This window comes from Lysinibacillus sp. GW821-FHT14F06, from assembly GCF_058803665.1.
Map to the genome: position 1 here is coordinate 408823 of NZ_JBXAPF010000001.1, position 23955 is coordinate 432777.

Genomic DNA, 23955 nt, shown 5'->3' on the forward strand with positions numbered 1-23955 from the left:
GAGGCTTTACAAAAAAATACATCTCTATTTTATTTAGAGATGAATCCAATAGCTTGCATTATAATTTTTATGTTAATCTAAGGCGTTTTAAAAGTAAGAAGGCACCCAGCTTTGGATGCCTTCAAAAGTACAAATTGCGTTTCATCTATTCGAATTTTAATGCGTCACCTTCGAATGTTTCATCTGCAACTTTAATAGAGTCAGTTGGGCAGCCTTCGAAAGCGTCTTGCATGTCTTCTAATAGATCTTCTGGAACTTCAGCTGTCCCCATGTTATCATCTAAAATAACGAAGGCAATACCTTCATCATCATAATCATAAATGTCTGGTGCTGCGGCCCCGCATGCGCCACAAGCGATGCATGTATCTTTATCAACTATTGTGAATTTAGCCATTATTATTCTCTCCTTTTACAATGTTCCTACAAAGCTTCATACTCATTTTAAAGATGTTTATCTGACATTTCAACATAAATACTATGAAATTGGAGGAATTTGCGTCTATGTTTCATCAAATTCTATTGCAAATCTTTCAAAAGCTCAATAACGAAAGAACGATTTCTGCTGCTTATCATATATTAAAAGGTAAGCGTTCAGGCCAGACTATACAAGACATTGGGCTATTTCAGCTGCATCCATACTTTGGATTATTGGCAAAGCTGCCGAGACCAACATTTGATGATGCTGTAAAATTATTTTCGCAATATAGTTGGTTAAATATGCAGGAATCAGGTCACTATTCCATGAAAAAGCTAGGTTTACAGCGAGCAGAGCAAACACCTGCTTTTTTATTTGATGGATGGCACTATCGAGGAAATGAGCATATTTTTTTTGCAAGATTGTCTTTAATTGTACAAAGTCTCTCCTATCAAAGTGCTGGAGTTCGTTCTTTTTCCCCGATCAGTAGGGATGTTACGATTCAGTCATGGGTTCGATCATTTTTACTTAAGCAAAATTATCAAAATGGGCATTTACAGGAGCAATTATTAGCAGAATGCGAAAGAGCTCTTGCAGGATTGCCTTTAGCAGAAACCAATAAACAGCTTGTCCTATATCGATTAAGTGGCCATAATTTACCAGGGTGGACGTGGCAGCAGCTTGCTAGTGAGCGTAAAGAAAACGTTTTAGATAGTCAATTAGCATTTATTGAGCTTCTACATACATTATTAAATGAAGTACATCAAAAGGGGTATCCATTGCTTAGTGAAATCGCAGAAGGACTAAGGGTGAAGGCATTAATCACCGATTCTGCACAGCAAACAGCACAATTATATGAACAGGGCTATTCAATTGAGCAGATTGTGCAAATAAGAAAACTTAAACAAAGTACAATTGAGGACCATTTAGTAGAATTAGCCATGTATGAACCGAACTTTTCCATTGGTTCTTTCGTCTCTTATGAGGAAGCAGAAAAGGTTTGGCAAGCCTCGAAACAGTATCAAACAAAGAAGTTAAAAACATTACATGAAGTAGTTGAAGGCATGAGTTATTTCCAATTAAAACTTATCCTTGCGAAAGGAGAAGTGTAAATGGAGCTTGAACAAGCATTGGCCAAATATTTTGGATATACAACATTTCGTCCTGGTCAAAAGGAGGTGATTGAAGCGATTCTTCAAGAAAAAGATGTGATCGCTTTATTACCAACTGGAATGGGGAAGTCACTATGTTATCAATTGTCGGGCTACATTTTGCAAAAACCAGTACTTATTGTTTCTCCCTTACTTTCGTTAATGCAGGATCAGGTTGAAGAGCTTAAACGCTTTGGTGAAAAGAGAGTCGTCGCACTAAACTCTTTTTTAACCATCACTGAAAAACGATACGCCCTGCATTTTTTAGAGCAATATCGATTTATTTTTACTTCACCAGAAATGCTGCTTCAGCCACAAGTGCAGGAAAAACTTTCACAAATGAAGCTAGGTCTTATTGTAGTAGACGAAGCACATTGTATTTCGCAATGGGGCTTTGATTTTCGACCGGATTATTTACGGATTGGTCAATGGTTTTCTCAGGTGAATCGCTCCCCGGTTTTAGCACTGTCAGCAACTGCAACGGATAAGGTCGTAAAAGATATATGTAAAACATTGTCCTTAAATGACCCGTTTGAATTTATGTACGATGTAGATCGCCCTAATATTCATTTAGGTCGTGTTCCCTTTGAGGATAAAGGTGATAAAGCGCAGTGGATATTGCAGCATATCAAAAAGACGGCAGGACCAGGTATACTATATATGTCCTCAAGAAAGCGTGCAGAACAATACTGTGAGGTGCTGATTCAAGCTGGTATACGTACGGCAGCTTATCATGCTGGCTATGGTGCAGAGGATCGTCAGTTTATCCAGCAGCAATTTATTGATGGCGAACTTGATTGGATTGTGGCAACAAATGCTTTTGGTATGGGGATTAATAAACCAAATATTCGGCAGATCATCCATGAAACGATGCCTGCGAATGTAGAAAATTATATGCAGGAAATAGGTCGTGCAGGTCGTGATGGTCAGCCAGCTTTAGCCATTTTACTATATTGTGAAGGTGACGAGGAGCTTGCGAAATTTGTTGTAACAGGAGATTTACCGTCTTCTGGTCATGTCGAACGCTATCAAGAATTACTACATCAACGTATACAACCATCCCAAATGCTGAAAAGTGGGGAGCTAAGTGAAACGGCCTTTCGTGTGCTAGATTATTGGTTACAGCAAGAAAGTATGGAACAAGTAAAGGCACGATTAAATCAATTGGCATTAGAAAAATATAGGGCTGTTGATGAAATGAAAAAAATTTCTCAGACAAAAGACTGTATTCGCGCACAACTAGTCGGGTATTTTGGGCAAATATTGCAGAAAAAACCGGAAAACTGTTGTGAAAACTGTGGAATCCATTATGATGAAATCAATAAAGTACGCTTGAAGGAAGAAAAGAAAATAGAGATGATGCCATGGGAAAACCGTTTAAAGCAACTCTTATTGGGTTTTTAGGCTACAACTGACGGTCATTTACTTTTTTCGCAAAATTCGTCATAATAGAATGATAGAAAGCGTAGTAAGGTTGGGGGAAGGTCGAATGAGTAAAGAAGATTACCGCGATAAAATTGAAGAGCATCGACAATCATTTGAAGATGAACAAAAGGATCAGCAAACTTTATCAAGAGTTTCCAGAATGAATAAAAATGGAAGTCCTAATAAAAAGCCAAAAAAGACAAAACGTAAAATGCCATTAATGACGATTCTCTTTGTAATCTTTATCCTGATTCCATTTTCAATATTAATCTATTTTATGAAATTTTATGAACCAGGTAAAACGATTGAAGAGGCTGAAAAAAATACTCCTGGAACAGTTTTAGAGATTGATAAATCAGAAAATAAAGGAGATGCCTCTGCGAAAACTGGCAATAATAAAGAAGATGATAAAGCGAATAAGGAAGCAGAGGAACAATCTAAAAAAGACGCTGAAAAATTAGCAGTTGAGCAAAAAGCTGCTCAGGAAGCAAAGAAGGCTGAGGAGGCTAAAAAGGCTGAAGATGCTAGAAAGGCCGAGGAAGCTAAAAAAGCTGAGCAAGCAAAATTAGCGAAACAGCAAGCAGAGGCAGCAAGAAAAGCGGAAGAGGCTAAAAAAGCTGAACAAGCACGTAAGGCTGAAGAGGCAAAGAATGCTGCAAAAGCAAGTACGCATACGGTGAAGGAAAACGAAAATTTATACCGTATTGCCTTGAATCACTACGGTGATGGAAGTGAAGCAACGCTTGCGAAAATCCGTGCAGCAAATGGCATGTCTTCAGATACAGTAATGGTTGGTCAAGTCATTAAATTACCGTAAGAAAAATGGGTGTCATTCTTTGGCAATGAAGTTTTTCTAGTATAAAATAATGGACAAACGTTAACAACAAAAAGGTTGAGGCGTACGTCTGATTTAGTAAAAAGGCGATTCTTCATACAAACGAATCGTCTTTTTGCTTTCGTAAGGAGATGTGAGAGAATGATTTATATTGGACTATTGGTTTTAGTAGTCATTGTGTTCCTGCTCTATATGTGGAAGGTGGCACATGAAAACAATGTCTTACATCATCAATTGCCATTAAAGGGTAAACAGGAAAAGATTCGGCTGTTTTTTATTTCGGATACACATTTACGCAAAATTAATCGCCAGATGATTGAAGGATTAGATAATCAGTTTGATGCGGTTATTATTGGTGGAGATTTTGCTGATGGACGTACACCGATTAAACGTATTCATGACAATTTAAAATTGCTAACCTCTTTAGGCCCGACTTTTTTTGTCTGGGGAAATAATGACAGAGAAGTAGGTGAGGAGCGGCTGAGGAGCATATTAAATGAGCATGATGTCCAAATTATTGCGAATGATGCTGTTCTCTTGTCGAAAAAAAATCGTTTTTGGTTAAGTGCAATTGAAGACACATCGACAAAAAAATATAGCTTTGATAAAGCATTTGAAAAAGTTGATGAGAATGATTTAGTTGTATTTATTTCTCATAATCCTGGTGTTTTTTCGAGAGTACGTGCAAAATTTAGAGCTGATTTAATGATTGGCGGACATTTACATGGCGGGCAAATTAGAATTGGTCCTTATGGTGCTCATCCGAATGGCTCTTATCGGGAGCGTGAAGGTGTCATGACATTAGTAAGTAACGGCTATGGTACAACATTATTACCTTTTAGACTTGGTGCAAAACCACAGTGTCATATTATTGACATTGAAATTTCGGGTAAATAAACAACCAAATTCTGATAGAAGGCGTATAATGAAAATGGAATCTATTTTATACTGTATGAAAGCAGAGGATTAGCATCTTTCGCTAATCGAATTTGATAGGAGTGTCAAGAAATGCAGCAAGCAGATGCCATCATTGTTGGAGGCGGCCCATGTGGATTAGCAGCAGCAATAGCTTTGCAAAATATTGGATTACAGCCAATAGTGATTGAAAAAGGAAACATTGTCAACGCGATTTACAATTATCCTACACATCAAACCTTTTTTAGTACAAGTGAACGTCTAGCTATCGGAGATGTGCCTTTTATTATTGAAGGACGCAAGCCAAAACGAAATCAAGCACTTGTGTATTATCGAGAAGTTGTGCGATTAAAAAATATTCAGGTAAATCGCTTTGAAAAAGTGAATAGCGTGAAGAAAAATGACGCTTTGTTTACAGTTACAACAGATAAAGAAATATATGAAACGCCCTATGTTGTGATAGCAACTGGCTACTATGACAATCCCAATTATTTAAATATTAAGGGAGAGCAATTATCGAAAGTCTTCCATTATTTTAAAGAAGGACACGAATTTTTTGATACGGATGTGTTAGTGATAGGTGGTAAAAATTCAGCGGTGGATGCTGCGCTAGAGTTAAATAAAGCCGGCGCACGTGTAACAGTTGTCTATCGTGGCAATGAGTACTCATCTAGCATCAAGCCATGGGTATTACCAGAATTTGATGGGGTAGTACGAAATGGAGAAGTGAAGATGCACTTCAATACAGATGTGCTAGAAATTCGTGAGCATGAGGTCGTTTTAGAGACAGATGGCCAAGAAGAAATTTTAAAAAATGATTTTGTATTTGCAATGACTGGGTATCATCCGGATCATTCGTTTATTCGAGCTATGGGCGTATTTATTGATGATGAAACAGGTCGTCCATTTGTTACACCAGAGACGATGGAAACGAATATTGAGGGATTATTTATTGCTGGTGTGATTGCAGCAGGAAATAATGCCAATGAGATTTTTATCGAGAATGGTCGCTTCCATGGCGATTGTATTGCACAAACGATTGCTAAAAGAACAAAATAAATTTATGGCTGTATAGGCATGTGGCTTATACAGCTTTTTTAAGTAATTTGAGGTTGAAATTCAGCTAATTGACGATGTATGGAGGTATCCATTTGAGTGGGTTGTACTGGCTTTTAAGTTATTTAATAGGAAACTTTATGACGGCTTTTTTCGTTGGAAAAGCATATGGGATTAACCTTCAAGAAGAAAGAAGTAAAAACTTAGGTGCCCGTAATGCAGGGAGTGTAATTGGCAAAGCGGCATTTGTATGGACATTTTTGGGCGACTCGCTGAAGGGTGTAGCAGTCGTTCTCCTAGGACGTTTATGGCACCTTGACGAGTGGGTAATAAATGTAGGAGTGACCTGTGTTATTATCGGCCATTTATTCCCTGTTTGGTTGAAATTTAATGGTGGAAAAGGAGTAGCTACTTTTATTGGGGTCGGCCTCGCTCTTTCGCCAGGTCTATTTTTCTGGATGATTTTAGGAACTGCACTTATGCTTGCCCTTACTAGAAGTCTAACCCTTGGTATGGTTGGAGGATTTGTCTTATATAGCGCGGCTATTGTCCAAACTGGAAATTTTCAACTATACATACCGATACTCATTGCTATGCTTTGTATGCTGATCAAGCATATACCAAATATTAAGGAATCATTAGAAAAAGGGAAGTGACAAGATGTACTGGTGCAAAATAGCCCATACTGATAAAGAGTTTGAAGCGATTGCTCGTTTAAATTATGAAACCTTTGTGGAGGAAATTCCACAACATGAACCTAATTCTGCAAAAAAGAAGGTCGATCGCTTTCATCAGGAAAATACATATCTCGTTGTCTATAAAGGAAGTGAATTAATCGGGATGGTAGCCTTTCGAGATCAACGACCATTTTCCATTGATGAAAAGATTGGAAAGGTGGAACAATATTTATCACCAGCACAATGTGCCAAGCTTTGCGAAATTCGTTTACTTGCTGTAAAGAAGGCTTATCGAACAGGGCGAGTACTATTAAAATTATCACAAGCTTTGAATGCCTTTGCCTATGAGAAGGGATATACGGCAGCTGTCATTTCTGGCACAACTCGTGAAGAAAAGCTATATAAACAAATAGGATTCAAGCAATTTGCACCTGCTGTCGGGACAAAGGATGCTATGTTTTTACCAATGCTATTAACTAGACAGCAATTTGAACAGTCCTTCCAGCATAGACTTGTAACTGGAGGTCATACATTTTATCCAGGTCCAGTTAAGCAGGAGGGCTCGATAGAATATTCAGATCTATCTCATCGCACCGCTGCATTTCAATCCCTTTATGAACGTGTGACATCTAAGCTCCTGCAACTATCTGAGGCTCACAATGTTGCCATCGTTGTTGGGACTGGTACATTAGCGAATGAAGTGATGCTTGGACAACTAAAAGCACAGCAATTAGGACGAGGAATTATTTTAACAAATGGAGAATTTGGAGAACGTTTACGCAAGCAGGCGGAGCGTTGGACATTGGATTTTGATGTAGTTGAGCAGGAATGGGGGCAAGCTTTTGATTTTGCGAATATTGATGCATTGCTACAAAAGGAATGTTATCAGTGGTTGCTTGCTGTACATGGTGAAACCTCAACAGGTACTTGTAATAACTTAGAGCAGCTTGTGCAGCTAACAAAATGTTACGATATCAAGCTCTGCGTTGATTGTATTAGCACTTTTGGGGCGTTGCCATTCTCTTTAAAGGATTGTTATCTAGCAACAGCTGTGAGTGGCAAGGCAATAGGTGGATTAAGTGGCCTAGCATTTGTTTTTTCACAGAAACATATGAAGCCTTCAACTTCGTTACCAGCTTATTTGGATTTAGCGAACTATCAGCAGGGGGCCATTCCGTTCACATTGCCTGCAACCTTGGTTAGAAATGTAGAAGCGGCACTTCAGGCATATCCAGCACGCTATGAACTGCTACAGCAGCGTTTTGAGACTCTACTGCAGCTACCGTTCATGCACTATAAATTATCAACAACTTATTACCCAATGCTCATCACGTTAAAATGTCCGAAGGCTCTGTCACATTTATGTACAGATTTAACCTTAAATCAACTATTTGTTCATGGAGATAGCCGTTATTTACGTGAAAATGATTTCATTCAGCTATCGGTTATCCAACCAGATTTTGAACAAGCCATTGTTCGACTCCAAGAGATTTTGGGCTATTATCAACAGGTAGTTAAAGCATAAGATACAAGGAGAATGAAATACATTAATTTACATGAAAAAATCTTTTAAGTTAAGTGGAGTACCTGATTTATTGAGCCCTATTAATAATTTTAATCGCGCCTTTTGTCCATTAATACCAGTGGCAAATATAGCGCCTAGGTCTTCTAACATTTTGCCACCGCCTACATAGCCGTAAACACCTTCTGCAATACCATTAAAACAACGGGAAACGAGTATAACAGGAATACCACGTTCTAATAAGCTCTCAATTCCCTTCACAACGGTTGGTGGTACATTGCCCTGTCCAAGTCCTTCTAATACTACGCCATCATATTTACATGCGAGGACAACATCTAGTAAATCGACTTCCATGCCTGCATAGACTTTCAGCATGGCCACTCGTTTTGATAACCCTTGTATATCAACATATTGGCGGCGGATAGGTGCATGATGGAATAATATTCTTGATTTTGTAATAAGGCCGATGGGTCCATATTGAGGTGATTGGAAGGTATTCACAGAACTAGTGCTTGTCTTTGTCGTATTGACAGCGAGATGGACCTCGTCATTCATGACAACAAGCACACCTTTTTCACGCGCTTCTTCATCTACAGCTACACGTACTGCTTCCATTAAATTGTAAATTCCGTCTGCACCAAGTTCATTGGAAGAGCGCATTGCACCCGTTAAGACAATAGGAATCGATAAATCAGTTGTCAGCTCTAAAAAATAAGCTGTTTCTTCTAATGTATCTGTTCCGTGTGTGATCACAACGCCATCAATTGTTTCCACTGATACTTTATCAATTATTAGATTGCGTAATAGTAGCATTTCTTTTGGAGTGATATGTGGTGATGGAAGGTTAAAAGCTTCCGTTTCAATAATCGTTGCTAATGAGTCGAGCTTGCTGCTTTCTTGCATAAGAGGATTTTCCTTATTTGGCATGACAGCACCCTCGTCACTCATTGCCATAGATATTGTGCCACCTGTATGAATTAATAAAATTGTTTTTTTCATAAAAATAATAGCTCCTTTTAAAAAAATTTGTCATTACATGGTATAATAATAGCAGTTTAACTTCAGCTAATAGATATTTTTTGTCGAAAACGGAAGTTTAATGTCATAGGTATTTTCCATCTGAGATTTACAAATGTATTTTCTCAATAGATGTATTTACAGACTTATAAAAATTAACTTAGGTAAAGAATTTAACATCTTGTGAGAGCGCTAATGTGACCAATTTTAGCTGTCCCAAAGCCCTCAAAAGGATGTCATGGTTTTTAAATTATGTCAATGCGAAATTGATGTTGAAAGGAGCCGGCAACATGATCATTTTATTATCAGCTGCCATTGCTCCCGGTCTAGCGCTTTTTAGTTATTTCTATTTGCGCAATCAGATGGCAACGGAGCCAAGAAAAACCTTACTTCAAACGTTTTTGTATGGTGCATTTTTAACATTTCCTATCTTGTTTTTACAATATGTTCTAACAGAGGAAGGGGTTTTTCAATATCTTTATCTACAGGATGTTGTTTTTTCTAGTGTAGTTGAAGAATTTTTTAAATGGTTTGTGCTTTTAATCGCAATCTACAATCATGTTGAATTTGATGATCCCTATGATGGCATACTGTATGGTGCAAGTGTATCGCTTGGTTTTGCAACGGTTGAAAATATATTATATTTATTTTCATTCGGTTTAGATACGGCATTTATGCGAGCTTTATTGCCTGTATCAAGCCATGCCTTGTTCGGTGTTGTAATGGGCTATTATTATGGACGTGCCAAATTCTCGAAGCATGCAAAGACGAATGAAATGATTGCTATGGCGCTTTGTGCACCGGTAGTATTACACATTTTATATAATACAATATTATCATTTAAAGGTTACTGGGTATATTTAATGATACCTTTTATGCTATTTTTATGGTGGTTTGGCCTAAGAAAAGTGAAACTTGCTCACTATCACCTTGTGCAGCATTTGCATATGCATAAAAAAATATAAAGCGTAGAAATCAATAAAAGATTTCTACGCTTTTCTATTTTTTAAATGTATAAAATGAGTCGTTTGTTTCAAGCTATGAAAAAAAAGGAGTGATAATCATGCGTTTATTAAGCATAGTTTTTGCTTTGATACTAGCGATAAGTATATTTACAATTCCGCAAAATGACGCCATTGCATTTACTGAGCAGCAGATTACTCGTGGTGCTTATGGAGATGATGTCATTGAGTTACAAGCAAGGCTACAATACTTAGGGTTTTATAAAAGTAAAATTGATGGCAAATTTGGTTATAACACATATTGGGCTTTGCGAAATTTTCAAGAAAAATATGGTTTACCAGTGGATGGAATTGCTGGGGCTAAAACAAAAAAAACATTATCTGGATATTCTGACTATGATGAAGGATGGGTAAAAGCCCAATTAAATGCAGGCAATCAATTTACCTATTTTGGTGGCGTACCGTTGGAACAGCAGGTTAAGAATACTACTGGCAACAGTGGAGGCGGTGGCGGTAAAAGCAGTGGTAGTAGTAATAATAATGGCACTCAAACACAAGTTCCTCCTAAGTATACAGAAAGAGATTTACAGCTAATAGCAAATGCGGTTTATGGTGAAGCACGGGGGGAGCCTTATGAGGGACAGGTAGCGGTAGCAGCTGTTATTTTAAATCGCTTGGAAAGTCCTGATTTCCCAAATACAATTTCCGGTATCATATTCCAACCTTTAGCGTTTACAGCAGTGGCAGATGGGCAAATTTGGCTAGAGCCAAACCAACGAGCAAAAGAAGCAGTCATTGATGCTATGAATGGCTGGGATCCGTCAGAAAATGCCCTTTATTATTTTAATCCGAAAACAGCTACAAGTAAGTGGATTTGGTCACGACCACAAATTAAACAAATTGGAGAACATATTTTCTGTTCATAGAAAGGAGGAAAATAAATGAAAACCATGCTTGCTATACTTACAGCAGCCGTTATTGGCTTAGGTGCATACAGCATTCATATACATGGAGAAAAGGAAAGCTTACAACGTACCGTACTTGCCCAGTATACTGATAAATTAACGGATGCCTCAGAGAAGTTATCTCATCTACAACGCTCTGTTTCACAATCTCTGTTGTTTCAGGATGATCAAGCCATTCACAATGAGTTAGATTCTGTGTGGCGATTAAGCTCCGATGTTAGATCGTCCATATCGAATATTCCTATTGGTCAGGAACTTTCTAACCAATGGCTAAGTTACTTAGGGCGTCTAGGAGATGAAGCAAAGAAAACAGCTAAAACAGGAGATTACCAAGCGTGGCGTGAAAAAATGCCACAGATCTCTACAAATTTACAATCACTTTCGGATGAATGGTCAGCAGCAACAGTCGATTTTTATAAGAATAACGGTAAAATGGATGTTTGGCTGAGACAAGTAGATCATAAAAATCCAAATACAACATTTGATAATGTTCAAAAAACACTAAAAGATTACAGTGAAAAAGATTTCCCATTGACATTAAGTGAGTCCGATTGGCAGAAAAAAATAGAGCTAAAAGCATTACAAGATTCCGTTATTACGGAAAAGGAAGCATTAGAAAAAGTGAAAAATATGTTCCCTATCATTAAGGATGCCACATTTACAGTGACGAAAAGTAGTGATACAGCACCATATCCGTTTTATCATATCCAATTCCACCAAGGGATTCGTCTAGGATATGTGGACTTAACCGAAAAGGGCGGACATTTATTATCCTATTTAGTTGAGCGACCTGTAGACGAGGCAAGGCTTTCGCAAGATGAGATTATGAAAAAGGCTGAAGAACATTTAAAACGACTTGGTATAAATGATGTGGCATTTGTAGAATCTCGTGAAAACCATCAAGCTTGGCATGTCACATTTGCACGTGTGCACCCTGGCGATAATGCAGTCATTTATGCAGATGGCGTTCAGTTAAAACTAGCGAAGGATACTGGAGAGTTGCTTGGCGCGAATGCAATGGAATATATACAGGAAGAGTCAATTAAACAACAAACTGCAAAACCAATTGACTGGAAAACATTTTTCGACAAGGATGTTAAAGTGGAGGAAGTAAAAAATATTTATACAGATAATGGTCAATTTGAACAGCGTCTTTGTTATGAAGTGATTGCGGTTCGAGATGGTGAATCACCTGAAACCTTCAGGATTGTCATTGATGCAGAAAATCACAATGTTTTAAAGGTGGAATATTTAACTTAATCCAAGAAAAAACTACCAGTTCGTATAGCCAAAATGAGCATCTCATGCGATAATGAAAATATATTTTTGTTCGGGGAGATGCTCATGGAAATAAAAATTGGTACACTTTTACAACTTGAACCTACTTATACAGAGCGTGTTGAAAAATTCCGCTGTAAAGTTGTAGAACAAAAAGATAATATTCTTTACATTGATTATCCGATAAATATTGAAACAAAAAAAACAGCATTTTTAATAGATGGCTCTGAATTTAGAGTAACTTTTCGTACCGAAGACAAACAATCCTTTGCTTTTAATACAGAAGTGATTGGGCGTAAAGCAGGCAACGTACCAATGATTATGTTGCATTGCCCAAAGGCAGAAGAATTTATCAAAATTCAACGTCGTGAGTATGTACGTGTGGAAACGCCTGTAGATGTGGCAATACAGTTTAAGGATTATAAATATCAGCTTGTCACAGAAGACATTAGTGCTGGCGGTTTAGCAGTTATGTTAAAAGGAGAAGTGGCTTTCAAAGACGGTGATGAGGTTAAGATCACAATCGTATTACCATATGCCAATGGGGATGTAAAATATGTTATTACGGAAGCAACTATCGTGCGGATCTTTGAAAAAGATGGCAAAACTATTTCAACGATTCGGTTAATCGATACAGATGATGTCGATCAGCAGCATATCGTACGTTTCTGTTTTGAACGTCAGCTAGTCAATCGACGTAAAGAATTAAACCCCTTTGACTTTTGAAACTAATTTTTGAGCGAGTGACAAATGTTGTTAAATTATGGTGGCATCCCTATTGTCATGGATTTAAGAAAAGCCCTCTGCGAGTTAGAGGGTTTTTTTATCTTTATATGTTACAATATGGTGTGATAGAAAGTAGGGGAATTTATGATGAAAAACATTCAAATTGCGATTGATGGTCCTGCTGGTGCTGGAAAAAGTACAATCGCTAAAATAGTTGCAGAAACTCTTGGATTTACTTATATCGATACAGGTGCAATGTATCGTGCAGTTACGTATAAAGCAATGCAGCAGAACATACATTTAGATGATGAAACAAAATTAGCAGAAATGCTTGCAGCAAGCACAATCGAATTAAATCCATCTCCGCAAGGGCAGCTTGTCTTTTTGGATGGTAATAATGTTTCAGCCGAAATCCGATCAAATGAGGTAACTTCCTCTGTTTCACAAGTAGCCGCTCATGCAAAGGTTCGAGAACTGTTAGTAGCACAGCAGCAAAAACTTGCAGCTAATGGTGGCGTTGTGATGGATGGGCGAGATATTGCTACACATGTGCTAAAAAATGCGGAATTAAAAGTCTTTATGTCTGCTACAGTAGAGGAACGGGCAAGACGCCGTTTAATTGACAATCAAAAGCGCGGGATAGAGTCATCCATTGAAAAGCTTCAGGAAGAAATTGCTCTGCGCGACAAAATTGATAGTGAGCGTGAAGCATCACCACTTATTCAAGCAGAGGATGCTATATTTTTAGATACGACATCATTGTCCATTGACGATGCAGCACAAGCTATTTTAAGATTAGCGCAAGAAAAAATGGTATAAATCCTAAAATTTCAGACATTTTTTGAATTTAAAGGATTTATTTTTGTCTTTGTCTTCAATATCGAATAAAATAGTAAGGGAAGATGCGAAGGAGGGTTACATATGTCTGAAGAAATGAACTATGCAGAACAAACGTTTAACGAAGGTGATATCGTCAAAGGTATTGCGGAGCAGGTTGATGAAAAAGCGGTAACTGTTTCAATTCCAGGTGCACCGTTTGATGGTATCGTACCAATCAGTGAATTATCAAGCTTACACATTGAAAAAGCGTCTGATGTTATCTCTGCTGGAGATGAATTAGAGTTGATGATTACAAAGGTTGAAGAAGAGAACTATGTCTTATCAAAACGTAAAGTTGATGCCTTAAAAGCATGGGATACACTTGAGCAACAATTTGCCGCTGAAGAAGTATTCGAAGCGGAAGTCAAAGATATTGTTAAAGGTGGTCTTGTCGTAGATTTAGGTGTACGTGGCTTCGTACCAGCATCACTTGTAGAAGACTACTTTGTTGACGATTTTGAAGGCTATAAAGGCAAATCACTGAGTTTTAAAATTGTCGAGCTTGATAAGGAGAAAAATCGTTTAATTTTATCACATCGTGCTGTGGTCGAAGCGGAAAAGGCTTCGCAAAAGAAACAAGTCATTAATGATATTCAAGCAGGTGACGTGTTAAACGGAAAAGTTCAACGAATTGCATCATTCGGAGCATTCATTGATCTTGGAGGTATTGATGGCCTTGTGCATATTTCACAAGTGTCGCATGAGCATGTAAGTGATGTGAGTGAGGTTTTATCAGAGGGACAAGAGGTAAAGGTAAAAGTTCTTTCAGTTGATCCAGAAAACGAGCGTATTTCATTGTCTATTAAGGAAACGATTCCTGGACCTTGGTCGAATATCGAGGAGCGTGCCGCTAAAGGAACTGTATTAGATGGCAAAGTAAAACGTCTAACGTCATTTGGTGCATTTGTGGAGGTTTTCCCGGGCGTAGAAGGTTTAGTGCATATTTCGCAAATTGCATATAAGCATATTAATACACCACATGAGGCTTTAAAAGAAGGACAAGAGGTACAAGTAAAAGTACTTGACGTCAATGGTGAGGAAGGGCGTCTAGCTCTAAGCATTAAAGATTTACTTGAAAATCCTGACGCAGAAGAAGTAATTGACTATGAATTACCAGAAGAAAACACAGGCTTCTCTTTTGGTGATGTCATTGGTGATAAATTAAAGAACTTTAAATAATCTAGTCGAGCGAGGATGCATGTTGCGTTCTCGCTTATTTATTGTTGGCGCAGCGGATAGAACTTATAAAGTGACAAATAGAATTTATAAAGTGCAGGATAGAACCTACGCAGTGATGGATAGAATTCATAAAGTGCAGGATAAAACCTTCAAAGTGCAGGATAGAATTCCTAAAATTGGGGATATGATCTTCAAATTGACAGAGTCACGATACATAGCGCTCTATTTAATGGATATGATATGATATAATGGCATTTTTCGTGTATAATAGCGAAAGACAAGAAGTTTGGAAGGATGAAGTACAGATGACGAAACCAGTAGTAGCCATCGTAGGTCGTCCGAACGTAGGTAAGTCGACGATTTTTAATCGTATCGTTGGGGAACGTGTATCGATTGTGGAGGATATCCCAGGAGTAACACGTGACCGTATTTATAGTTCGGCAGAGTGGTTAACACATGACTTTAATATTATTGATACAGGTGGTATCGAGATTGGAGACGAGCCGTTTTTAGAGCAAATTCGCCAACAGGCTGAAATTGCGATTGAAGAAGCTGATGTTATTATTTTTATGACAAACGGTCGTGAGGGTGTAACAGCTGCAGACGAGCAAGTGGCTAAAATTTTATACAAAACAAAGAAACCAGTCGTTTTAGCAGTGAATAAAATTGATAATCCAGATATGCGCGAGATGATTTATGATTTCTATGCACTTGGCTTTGGAGAGCCTTGGCCGATTTCAGGCTCTCATGGCTTGGGCTTAGGGGATTTATTAGATGAATGTGCCAATCACTTCCCGAAAGAGGATGAAGAGCAATATGGGGATGATGTTATTAAATTCTCGCTCATTGGTCGTCCTAATGTAGGGAAATCCTCGTTAGTGAATGCATTTTTAGGGCAGGAACGCGTTATTGTTAGTAATATTGCTGGTACGACGCGCGATGCGATTGACACACCGTATGAGTACGATGGACAAGAATATGTCATTATTGATACAGCGGGTATGCGCAAAAAGGGGAAGGTCTATGAAACGACTGAGAAATATTCTGTGTTGCGCGCCTTACGTGCCATTGAACGCTCCGATGTTGTGCTAGTGGTGCTAAATGCAGAAGAGGGCATACAAGAGCAGGACAAAAAAATTGCCGGCTATGCGCATGAGGCTGGGAAAGCTGTTGTCATAGTTGTGAATAAATGGGATGCAGTTGAAAAAGATGAGAAGACAATGAACGTCTTTACACAACAAATTCGAGAGCACTTCTTATTCTTAGACTACGCACCAATTATTTTTGTATCAGCTAATACGAAACAACGGGTACATCAAATCTTACCGATTATCCAGCGTGTAAGTGAAAATCATTCAATGCGAATTCAATCATCTATTTTAAACGAAGTAATTGAAGATTCTGTGGCACGTAATCCAGCTCCCTCAGATAAAGGTCGCCGTTTACGTATTTACTATGCAACACAGGTTGCAATACAGCCGCCAACGTTTGTGATTTTTGTAAATGAACCTGAATTGATGCATTTCTCTTATGAACGTTTTTTAGAAAACCGTATTCGAGAAACATTTGATTTTGAAGGGACGCCAATTCGTTTAATTACTCGTGCTCGTGCCTAGAAAATTGATACACAGACAGTACGCCTATCCGACGTTTTTTGTTGGATGGCGTCTTTTTACAAAAAAAGGTCAAGCAGTATTGAAAATCTATTACAGGTGCTATGAAAAAGGAGGATTTTGAATGAAAAAAGTTTGTGTGTTAGGTGCAGGTTCATGGGGAACTGCGCTAGCAATGGTACTTGCAGAGAATGGACATGATACGCTTGTATGGACTCATCGAGCTGATCAAGCTGAAGAAATAAACAGCGTGCATACGAATAAAAAATATTTACCAGAAACAATATTACCAATAAATTTGCATGCTACAAGTGATATTGCTCAGGCAGTTGCTCATTCAGAAATAATTATAGTTGCTGTACCTACAAAGGCCATTCGAGAAGTGTGTGAAAAAATAGTAGTATCTCTCGATAAAAAAATTCTATTTGTTCACGTTTCAAAGGGAATAGAGCCAGATTCACTAAAAAGAATTTCAGAAATTCTAGCAGAGAGTCTTCCAGCTGAATTCATAGAGGAAATTGTTGTGCTTTCTGGTCCGAGTCATGCAGAGGAGGTTGTCTTACATCATCCAACAACTGTGACAGCAGCCTGCGCTAATATTGGGGCAGCTGAAAAAGTACAGGACCTATTTATGAATCAGTTTTTCCGTGTTTACACAAATGAAGATGTTATCGGCGTAGAAATTGGTGGCGCACTAAAAAATGTTATTGCATTAGCTGCAGGGATTACAGATGGTTTAAGTTATGGTGATAATGCTAAAGCAGCACTGATTACTCGAGGATTAGCTGAAATTACACGCCTTGGTGTTAAAATGGGGGGGAATCCCTTTACATTCGCAGGACTCACAGGCATGGGTGATTTGATTGTAACGTGTACAAGTGTACATTCCCGAAATTGGCGCGCAGGTCATTTGCTTGGAAAAGGGATGAAGCTGCAAGAGGTCCTTGATCAAATGGGCATGGTGGTAGAAGGTGTGCGTACAACGAAGGCAGCCTATCAATTAGCAGAGAAATATAATGTTGCCATGCCGATATCAACAGAACTGTATAGTGTGCTCTTTAATGATGTAGAACCAAAAATAGCTGTTGATGCATTAATGATGCGTATGAAAAAGCGAGAAATTGATGAGATTTCATAAATTCAATCGTTAAATAGTTTTGTCATAATATAGACATAAATAAGGTGTCCCAGCGGTAATGCTGTGACACTTTTATTGTGTGCTTATCAAAAGGTTGTCCATTTGATGATAGTTAGTGGCCAACTATTTCTTTTTAACGAAAGCACATAGTATAATAATCTTTGATTGTTTTGTGACATTAAAGAAAGGTGGTTGTCTTAAATGGGTCCGTTAGCACATATGCCTGCCTTAGATGTAATGTGGGTATCATTTTATTGTATCGGCTTTATGATTATCTCGGTCGGTTTAATTTATTTAGCACGTCATAAGATTTCAAATGTTTTTTTACGTACAATCGTAAATTTATCAGCATACATATTGTTTGGGCTTGGTACTTTCTTAATGGTATTGATTGTTGCCACATGGCCAGCATAAAAAATAATGAGGTGGAAGTGACATGAAGAAATTAAGTGCTATTGTAATGGTGCTTGCAACCGCGATCCTTCTAGTAGGGTGTGTAACTCCTGAAGACGAGAAGAGGGCTAAAGTAGTCCCGGATGTAGATCAATTAGCAGCGGTTCAGCGTGCAGTGGATGAATATCGTGAAGCAACTGGTGGGCTAGTTCCTATTAAAAATAGTGAGCTGGATACTGATATTTATATAAAATATTTAATTGATTTTGAGAAACTTATGCCGAAATATCTTACACAAATTCCTGGGAATGCCTATGAAAAAGGTGGTATTTTCCAATATATTATTTGGGATCCTGAGAATAAGGCACAAGTTAAATTAGTCGATTTAAATGCAGCGGAGCGTATCCGTGAGATTAATATTCGTAAAATGTCATCTCAATATTTACCGATAAAAGGAAATACTGCAGATAATGTGTTTCAAATTGACTTTCAAAAATTAGGCTATAAAAAAGATGTTACTGTAAAAAGTCCTTATTCCGGTGCCGAATTACCTTTATTTATGACAGGTGATGGTGAAATGCATGTCGACTACTCAATTGATTTAGGACAACTGCTAAAAGGAGACAATCCTGATGTGAAACCTGGTGAAGATATTCGTCAGCTGCTTATTGATAAATATCCAGTGGTACCAGCGTATTCTGTGCCATATACGGTTGATGAAAATGGTGAACCAACCTATTTTATGGAAGCCTATGATAGTGATGCAAAAAAGGCTAGAGAAAAAGCGATAGAAAAGGTCAAGAAAGAGGCCGAATCTCAAACTAAAAAAGAATAGTTGATAAGCTCCTTACATTTGTAGGGGGCTTTTTCATATTTGTCTAAGGACTTGCATATAGTGAAAAAGCGTAGATAAAGGAGGCAGAAACCTTGAGTGAAGCAGTATTTAGAGAAATTGCAGAGCGCACAAATGGCGATGTTTATATTGGTGTTGTCGGTCCAGTACGTGTAGGTAAATCTACATTTGTAAAAAAGGTTATGGAAGCAGTTGTATTACCGAATATTGTGGATGAAACGGAAAGAATGCGAGCACAAGATGAATTGCCGCAAAGCTCACCGGGGCCAGTCATTATGACTGCTGAGCCGAAGTTTGTGCCTGCCCAAGCAACACGTATTGCGGTCGGTGAAGATGAAATGACATTCCAAATTCGTTTAGCAGATTGCGTTGGCTATATTATTGATGGGACAAAGGGATATGAGGACGAAAATGGTCCAAAATATGTGCATACACCTTGGCACACAGATCCAATTCCTTTCCAGGAAGCGGCGAAAATTGGTACAGATAAAGTAATTCGAGATCATGCCAACATTGGAATAGTTGTCACAACGGATGGAACAGTGAATGGTATTAGTCGTCGTGCAGCTGAGAAGGCAGAGGAAGAGATAGTAGCGCAACTTACTGATATTGGAAAACCCTTTGTCATTGTGTTAAATTGTCAAATGCCAGCAAGAGAGGAGACAGTTCAGCTCCGAAATGAATTATTTGAGCGTTATAATGTCCCTGTAATTGCGATTTCAATTGATCAAATGCGCGAAACTGATGTTCAATATATCCTGCAAGAGGCGTTATTTGAATTTCCAATCCGTACAATAGAAGTAGAAAAGCCCGATTGGTTAGATGTTTTAGATGCATCACATCCATTGAATGTGGCCCTTATTGATTCGATGGAAGAAGTATTATCCTCAGTTATGAGAATTCGAGATGTACAACAGGCGTCAGATGCCTTTAAAGCCATTGATTATATCGATCAAAGTGAAGTGGTGCATGTAGACTCTGGGGCTGGGACCGCGGTTATACGAGTATCATTACAGGGAGAGCTATATAAATCAGTGTGTAATGAATGGCTAGAAGAACCAATTGAAACAAAGAAAGATTGGCTACTATTTATTAAAGAAGCGGCTGAGGCAAAGGAAGCACAAAAACGTTTTAAATCAGCTATTAACGATGCTGATTCCACTGGCTATGGTGTAACTTTGCCGATGATGCAGGAATTTGAGCCAACAGCACCTGAGCTCATTAAGCAAAATAATTTCTTTGGTGTCCGTATGAAAGCAAAGGCACCATCTTATCATATCATTCGAGTAGACATGGAATCTGAATTTGCTCCGTTAATTGGCTCTGAATTCCATAGTCAACAGTTACTTAAGGATTTAAATCATGCTTATTTACATGATCGTGATGCATTGTGGAATACACAGCTTTTCGGAACCCCATTGCATGAAGTGTTAAAAGAAGGAATACGCTATAAAATGGATGCTGTTCCACCTACAGCCAAAAAGCGTATGCGTCAAACAATCGAACGAATGGTGAACGAGGGTGACAGAGGATTAGTTACGTTTATTTTGTAGAAATAAAAAGAAAAATAAAGCGCAAAAAATTAGTGCAGGGCTTTTCGTTTTTATGCGAAAAGTCCTGTTATTTTTGTTTTTTGGGTGAAAAACTGACTTTTTGGTTATAATCATGAATGAATACAGTTGCGTCGCGGTTTTCTATGTGTTACTCTTTTTACAGAATTGGTTCATGACCCTTTGAGAGGAGGTGAATGGTGTGAATAAAACAGAATTAGTAAACTCTGTTGCTGAAGCTGCAGGTCTTTCTAAAAAAGACGCTTCTAAAGCAGTTGAAGCTGTATTTGATACAATTCAAGATGCTCTTGCAAAGGGTGACAAAGTACAATTAATTGGTTTTGGTAACTTTGAAGTACGTGAACGTGCGGCTCGTAAAGGTCGTAACCCACAAACTGGTAAAGAAATCGAAATCGCTGCTAGCAAGGTACCTGCTTTCAAACCAGGTAAACAGCTCAAAGACGCTGTAAAATAATACACGTCTAGTAGTTACATAGAGCAGTCTTCATGTAATCGAACATGGAGGCTGCTCTTTTTAACTTTTACTGAGGGCTTACAATGATATGCAAGATAATTATTAATACATAGTGGATTTGAAAAGGGATGTTTTATTGTAAATGAAGCATTCTAGATAGTATATGCATAATTCAAGAATATGCTCTTTCCCAAAATTTCAGAATGGTTTCATTGCTCGGTAAGTATTGGAAATTTTTTAATCAGGTATGTCGTTTTGCGCTAACCTTTTGGATATGCTACGATGCATAGGGAAATGTGTAATGTTTTGATACGCAGGAGGTTTTTTACGAATGTCGAATGTTAATTTATTGAAAATAGAAGAAGCAGTAAAAATGATATTAGAAGCTGTAGGAGAAGATGTAAATCGTGAAGGTTTACTGGATACACCAAAACGAGTTGCTAAAATGTATGCTGAAATGTTTAGTGGCTTACATGAAGATGCAAGAGATTATTTTAAAACAGTTTTCCATGAAGATCATGAGGAATTAGTGCTTGTGAAGGACATCCCATTTTATTCAATGTGTGAGCATCACTTGGTTCCTTTTTACGGAAAAGCTCATGTGGCATACATACCTAACGATGGAGTAGTTGCAGGCCTAAGTAAATTAGGGCGTGCAGTTGAAACAATTGCTCGTCGTCCGCAATTACAAGAGCGTATAACTTCCTCTGTAGCTGACACGATTATGGAAATGCTATCTCCAAAAGGAGTTTATGTGGTGATTGAAGCGGAACATATGTGCATGACGATGCGTGGATTAAAGAAGCCTGGCGCTAAGACTGTGACATCGGTTGCACGTGGCATTTATGAGGAAGATGAAGTAAAACGAAGAGAAGTATTGTCATTTATTCAAATGTCTTAAATTGCATGTCTAATTATGTTATGATGGACTAAGAATTTGTCGGATTTAAGGAGTGTACAAATAATGTCACAAGATTATATTGTTATTCAAGCAGAGGAAGATGGCGTGCATGTAATCGGTTTAACGCGTGGGACAGATACAAAATTCCACCATTCTGAAAAATTAGATGCAGGCGAAGTGATGATTGCTCAATTTACTGAACATACATCTGCTATGAAAATTCGTGGAAAAGCGCAAATTCATACAGCTCATGGTGTTATTCATAGTGAGGCTAAAAAATAAAAACTGTATGTCTATTATGGGACACATATAACTTGCTTAGATGTGTAAACTTAGTATTGTTTTAATCCGATTTTAAAGGCAGTTGGATTTCAACTATTTTGATGGTGAAAAGCTTGTTGCCTAATATGTTGATGGAAGCGAAATTTTTTTATGACAAATCGTCGCGTATGCTATAATGACTCAGTAAGCAAACGTTAGGAGATAAAAGTAACTAACGTATTTGAAAGTGAATGGAGTAAGGTCTATGAATGCAACATACATTCAAAATTCAATTGCACAATTAAAAACAGAGATTTTCATGGATGTTCGTCATAGAACTTTGCAAAAATACACAGGGGCGCCTGTGCTTGATGAAAATCAATTGTTTTACTTGTTAGTTCCTTTTTTGAATGGTGAGAAGTGGCAGCAGGAGCAAAGAGAAGCTGCAATTACAGTTGGAATTGTGTACGCAGCCCTTGCGGCGCACGATCATATAAAAGAATTAGATGCCACATCTAAAGAACAGCAGCTAACCGTTTTAGCTGGAGATTTTTATAGTGGGCGCTATTATGAGATTTTAGCGATGTCTGGAAATGTCGCTTTAATTCGAAATTTGTCACAAGGCATTGTCGCACGCTGTGAACACCAAATAAAGGTGTATGAGGCGACAAAAAGATCGATTGAACAATGGATTGCTTCAATGAGCACTATAGAATCAGGGTTAATCGCCAAATTTTTTGAGCTTTATTCATTCGAAAAGTATATTCCAATAGTGGAAAAAAGCTTAATTATTTTACGTTTAGAGAGAGAATGGGTGGCTTATCATCGTGGACAAGTGTCTTTAATGAGCAAGGCACTTGAAGAGAGTGCAAGGTATGATGGCACAACCTATTACAGTGTCATCCAGGATAAAGTTGTGCAATTAAAAAAAGAGCTATTACAGGATATTACTGAGGCATCGTTTATACAAGGTGATGTGAAACAGGCTCTACAAGCACGCGTAGAGGCATCTATTGCTTCTACTAATGGATAAGAGAGGTTTTCAAAATGGCTAAGACGAAAGAAGAGCACGTTCACGAAGTATTTGAAAGTATTTCGGATAACTACGACAAAATGAATGGCGTTATTAGTTTTCAGATGCATGTTGGCTGGCGTAATGATACGATGAAACACATGGCTGTAAAACCTGGATCAAAGGCACTGGATGTTTGTTGTGGGACAGCAGATTGGACAATTGCCTTGGCACATGCTGTTGGTGAAAATGGAGAAGTAAAGGGGCTTGATTTCAGTAAAAACATGCTGAAAGTTGGGGAGCAAAAGGTTAAGCCATATCCTCAAATCGAGCTTATACATGGGAATGCCATGGAACTGCCTTTTCCAGACAATACATTTGATTATGTGACGATTGGTTTTGGTCTTCGTAATGTTCCTGATTATTTACAGGTGCTCAAAGAAATGAATCGTGTTGTAAAACCAGGAGGAATGGTTGTTTGCTTAGAGACATCACAATCAGAAATTCCAGGCTATCGACAATTATTCCGTTTTTATTTTAAATATATAATGCCGATATTTGGTAAAATATTTGCGAAAAGCTATAAAGAATATTCTTGGCTACAGGAATCTGCAAATGATTTCCCAGGTATGAAAAAGTTAGCGGCAATGTTTCAACAGGCAGGTTTAGAAAAAGTAACGTACAAAGCATACAGTGGCGGTGCTTCGGCAATGCATATGGGCTTTAAAAAGGTACGTTAATGGGGGAAGGTTTTCAC

At 38.1% G+C, this 23955-nt stretch carries 25 protein-coding genes; 23 read left to right on the forward strand and 2 right to left on the reverse strand.

The features are described 5' to 3' along the window. Positions 1-145: 145 nt before the first annotated feature. Positions 146-394, reverse strand: a complete 249-nt coding sequence (locus tag AC1RNS_RS02035) for a ferredoxin (protein WP_054771236.1) — start codon at positions 392-394, stop codon at positions 146-148. A 107-nt stretch (positions 395-501) separates the two neighbouring features. On the opposite strand from AC1RNS_RS02035, the gene AC1RNS_RS02040 reads away from it, so the two are divergent. From AC1RNS_RS02040 to AC1RNS_RS02070, 7 genes are all read left to right on the forward strand, one after another. Further along, positions 502-1527 (forward strand): YpbB family protein, encoded by a 1026-nt coding sequence (locus AC1RNS_RS02040; RefSeq protein WP_492990407.1) that lies wholly within the window; start codon positions 502-504, stop codon positions 1525-1527. Next, positions 1528-2970 (forward strand): RecQ family ATP-dependent DNA helicase, encoded by a 1443-nt coding sequence (locus AC1RNS_RS02045; protein ID WP_492990408.1) that lies wholly within the window; start codon positions 1528-1530, stop codon positions 2968-2970. 85 nt (positions 2971-3055) lie between these two features. Next, positions 3056-3808 (forward strand): LysM peptidoglycan-binding domain-containing protein, encoded by a 753-nt coding sequence (locus AC1RNS_RS02050; RefSeq protein WP_492990409.1) that lies wholly within the window; start codon positions 3056-3058, stop codon positions 3806-3808. A 159-nt stretch (positions 3809-3967) separates the two neighbouring features. Continuing rightward, positions 3968-4723: a metallophosphoesterase gene (locus AC1RNS_RS02055; RefSeq protein WP_492990410.1), complete on the forward strand. Its 756-nt coding sequence runs from the start codon at positions 3968-3970 to the stop codon at positions 4721-4723. A gap of 111 nt (positions 4724-4834) precedes the next feature. Then, the gene (locus AC1RNS_RS02060; protein WP_492990412.1) at positions 4835-5800 is read left to right on the forward strand and encodes a YpdA family putative bacillithiol disulfide reductase; all 966 of its coding nucleotides are present in this window, start codon (positions 4835-4837) and stop codon (positions 5798-5800) included. A gap of 92 nt (positions 5801-5892) precedes the next feature. Beyond that, positions 5893-6453: a glycerol-3-phosphate acyltransferase gene (locus AC1RNS_RS02065; protein ID WP_492990414.1), complete on the forward strand. Its 561-nt coding sequence runs from the start codon at positions 5893-5895 to the stop codon at positions 6451-6453. Positions 6454-6457: 4 nt separating this feature from the next. Beyond that, complete coding sequence (locus AC1RNS_RS02070; RefSeq protein ID WP_492990415.1) at positions 6458-7999, forward strand: aminotransferase class V-fold PLP-dependent enzyme; 1542 nt, start codon at positions 6458-6460, stop codon at positions 7997-7999. 27 nt (positions 8000-8026) lie between these two features. Here the strand turns inward: AC1RNS_RS02070 and AC1RNS_RS02075 are convergent, their stop codons facing one another. After that, positions 8027-8995 carry an asparaginase gene (locus tag AC1RNS_RS02075; protein WP_492990416.1) on the reverse strand — a complete coding sequence of 323 codons (969 nt, stop codon included), beginning with the start codon at positions 8993-8995 and terminating at the stop codon, positions 8027-8029. A gap of 308 nt (positions 8996-9303) precedes the next feature. On the opposite strand from AC1RNS_RS02075, the gene prsW reads away from it, so the two are divergent. From prsW to AC1RNS_RS02155, 16 genes are all read left to right on the forward strand, one after another. Next, complete coding sequence (gene prsW / locus AC1RNS_RS02080) at positions 9304-9978, forward strand: glutamic-type intramembrane protease PrsW (protein ID WP_492990417.1); 675 nt, start codon at positions 9304-9306, stop codon at positions 9976-9978. Positions 9979-10076: 98 nt separating this feature from the next. After that, positions 10077-10901 carry a spore cortex-lytic enzyme gene (sleB, locus tag AC1RNS_RS02085; RefSeq protein WP_492990418.1) on the forward strand — a complete coding sequence of 275 codons (825 nt, stop codon included), beginning with the start codon at positions 10077-10079 and terminating at the stop codon, positions 10899-10901. Positions 10902-10916: 15 nt separating this feature from the next. Next, a complete protein-coding gene (locus AC1RNS_RS02090) occupies positions 10917-12200 on the forward strand; it encodes a PepSY1/2 domain-containing protein (protein ID WP_492990419.1) in 1284 nt (427 codons plus the stop codon). 84 nt (positions 12201-12284) lie between these two features. After that, entirely contained in the window at positions 12285-12944 is a 660-nt protein-coding gene (locus tag AC1RNS_RS02095; protein ID WP_492990420.1) for a flagellar brake protein, read from the forward strand. 144 nt (positions 12945-13088) lie between these two features. Continuing rightward, positions 13089-13763 carry a (d)CMP kinase gene (cmk, locus tag AC1RNS_RS02100; protein WP_492990421.1) on the forward strand — a complete coding sequence of 225 codons (675 nt, stop codon included), beginning with the start codon at positions 13089-13091 and terminating at the stop codon, positions 13761-13763. A gap of 102 nt (positions 13764-13865) precedes the next feature. Next, the gene (gene rpsA / locus AC1RNS_RS02105; protein WP_492990422.1) at positions 13866-15002 is read left to right on the forward strand and encodes a 30S ribosomal protein S1; all 1137 of its coding nucleotides are present in this window, start codon (positions 13866-13868) and stop codon (positions 15000-15002) included. Positions 15003-15307: 305 nt separating this feature from the next. Next, positions 15308-16618, forward strand: a complete 1311-nt coding sequence (der, locus tag AC1RNS_RS02110; RefSeq protein WP_492990424.1) for a ribosome biogenesis GTPase Der — start codon at positions 15308-15310, stop codon at positions 16616-16618. Positions 16619-16739: 121 nt separating this feature from the next. Next, a complete protein-coding gene (locus AC1RNS_RS02115) occupies positions 16740-17753 on the forward strand; it encodes an NAD(P)H-dependent glycerol-3-phosphate dehydrogenase (protein ID WP_492990426.1) in 1014 nt (337 codons plus the stop codon). A gap of 201 nt (positions 17754-17954) precedes the next feature. Continuing rightward, on the forward strand, positions 17955-18167 hold the full coding sequence (locus AC1RNS_RS02120; RefSeq protein ID WP_427544444.1) for a DUF2768 domain-containing protein: 213 nt from the start codon (positions 17955-17957) through the stop codon (positions 18165-18167). A 22-nt stretch (positions 18168-18189) separates the two neighbouring features. After that, positions 18190-18981: a YphF family lipoprotein gene (locus AC1RNS_RS02125; RefSeq protein WP_492990427.1), complete on the forward strand. Its 792-nt coding sequence runs from the start codon at positions 18190-18192 to the stop codon at positions 18979-18981. 92 nt (positions 18982-19073) lie between these two features. Further along, positions 19074-20552, forward strand: coding sequence for a stage IV sporulation protein A (gene spoIVA, locus AC1RNS_RS02130; protein WP_492990428.1), 1479 nt, complete (start codon positions 19074-19076; stop codon positions 20550-20552). A gap of 199 nt (positions 20553-20751) precedes the next feature. Then, complete coding sequence (locus AC1RNS_RS02135; protein ID WP_054770292.1) at positions 20752-21024, forward strand: HU family DNA-binding protein; 273 nt, start codon at positions 20752-20754, stop codon at positions 21022-21024. 331 nt (positions 21025-21355) lie between these two features. Continuing rightward, positions 21356-21925, forward strand: a complete 570-nt coding sequence (folE, locus tag AC1RNS_RS02140) for a GTP cyclohydrolase I FolE (RefSeq protein WP_492990430.1) — start codon at positions 21356-21358, stop codon at positions 21923-21925. Between the two features lie 63 nt (positions 21926-21988). Further along, on the forward strand, positions 21989-22207 hold the full coding sequence (gene mtrB, locus AC1RNS_RS02145; RefSeq protein ID WP_008180408.1) for a trp RNA-binding attenuation protein MtrB: 219 nt from the start codon (positions 21989-21991) through the stop codon (positions 22205-22207). 244 nt (positions 22208-22451) lie between these two features. Then, positions 22452-23219: a heptaprenyl diphosphate synthase component 1 gene (locus AC1RNS_RS02150; RefSeq protein WP_492990431.1), complete on the forward strand. Its 768-nt coding sequence runs from the start codon at positions 22452-22454 to the stop codon at positions 23217-23219. Positions 23220-23233: 14 nt separating this feature from the next. After that, on the forward strand, positions 23234-23938 hold the full coding sequence (locus tag AC1RNS_RS02155) for a demethylmenaquinone methyltransferase (RefSeq protein ID WP_492990433.1): 705 nt from the start codon (positions 23234-23236) through the stop codon (positions 23936-23938). Positions 23939-23955: the final 17 nt, after the last annotated feature.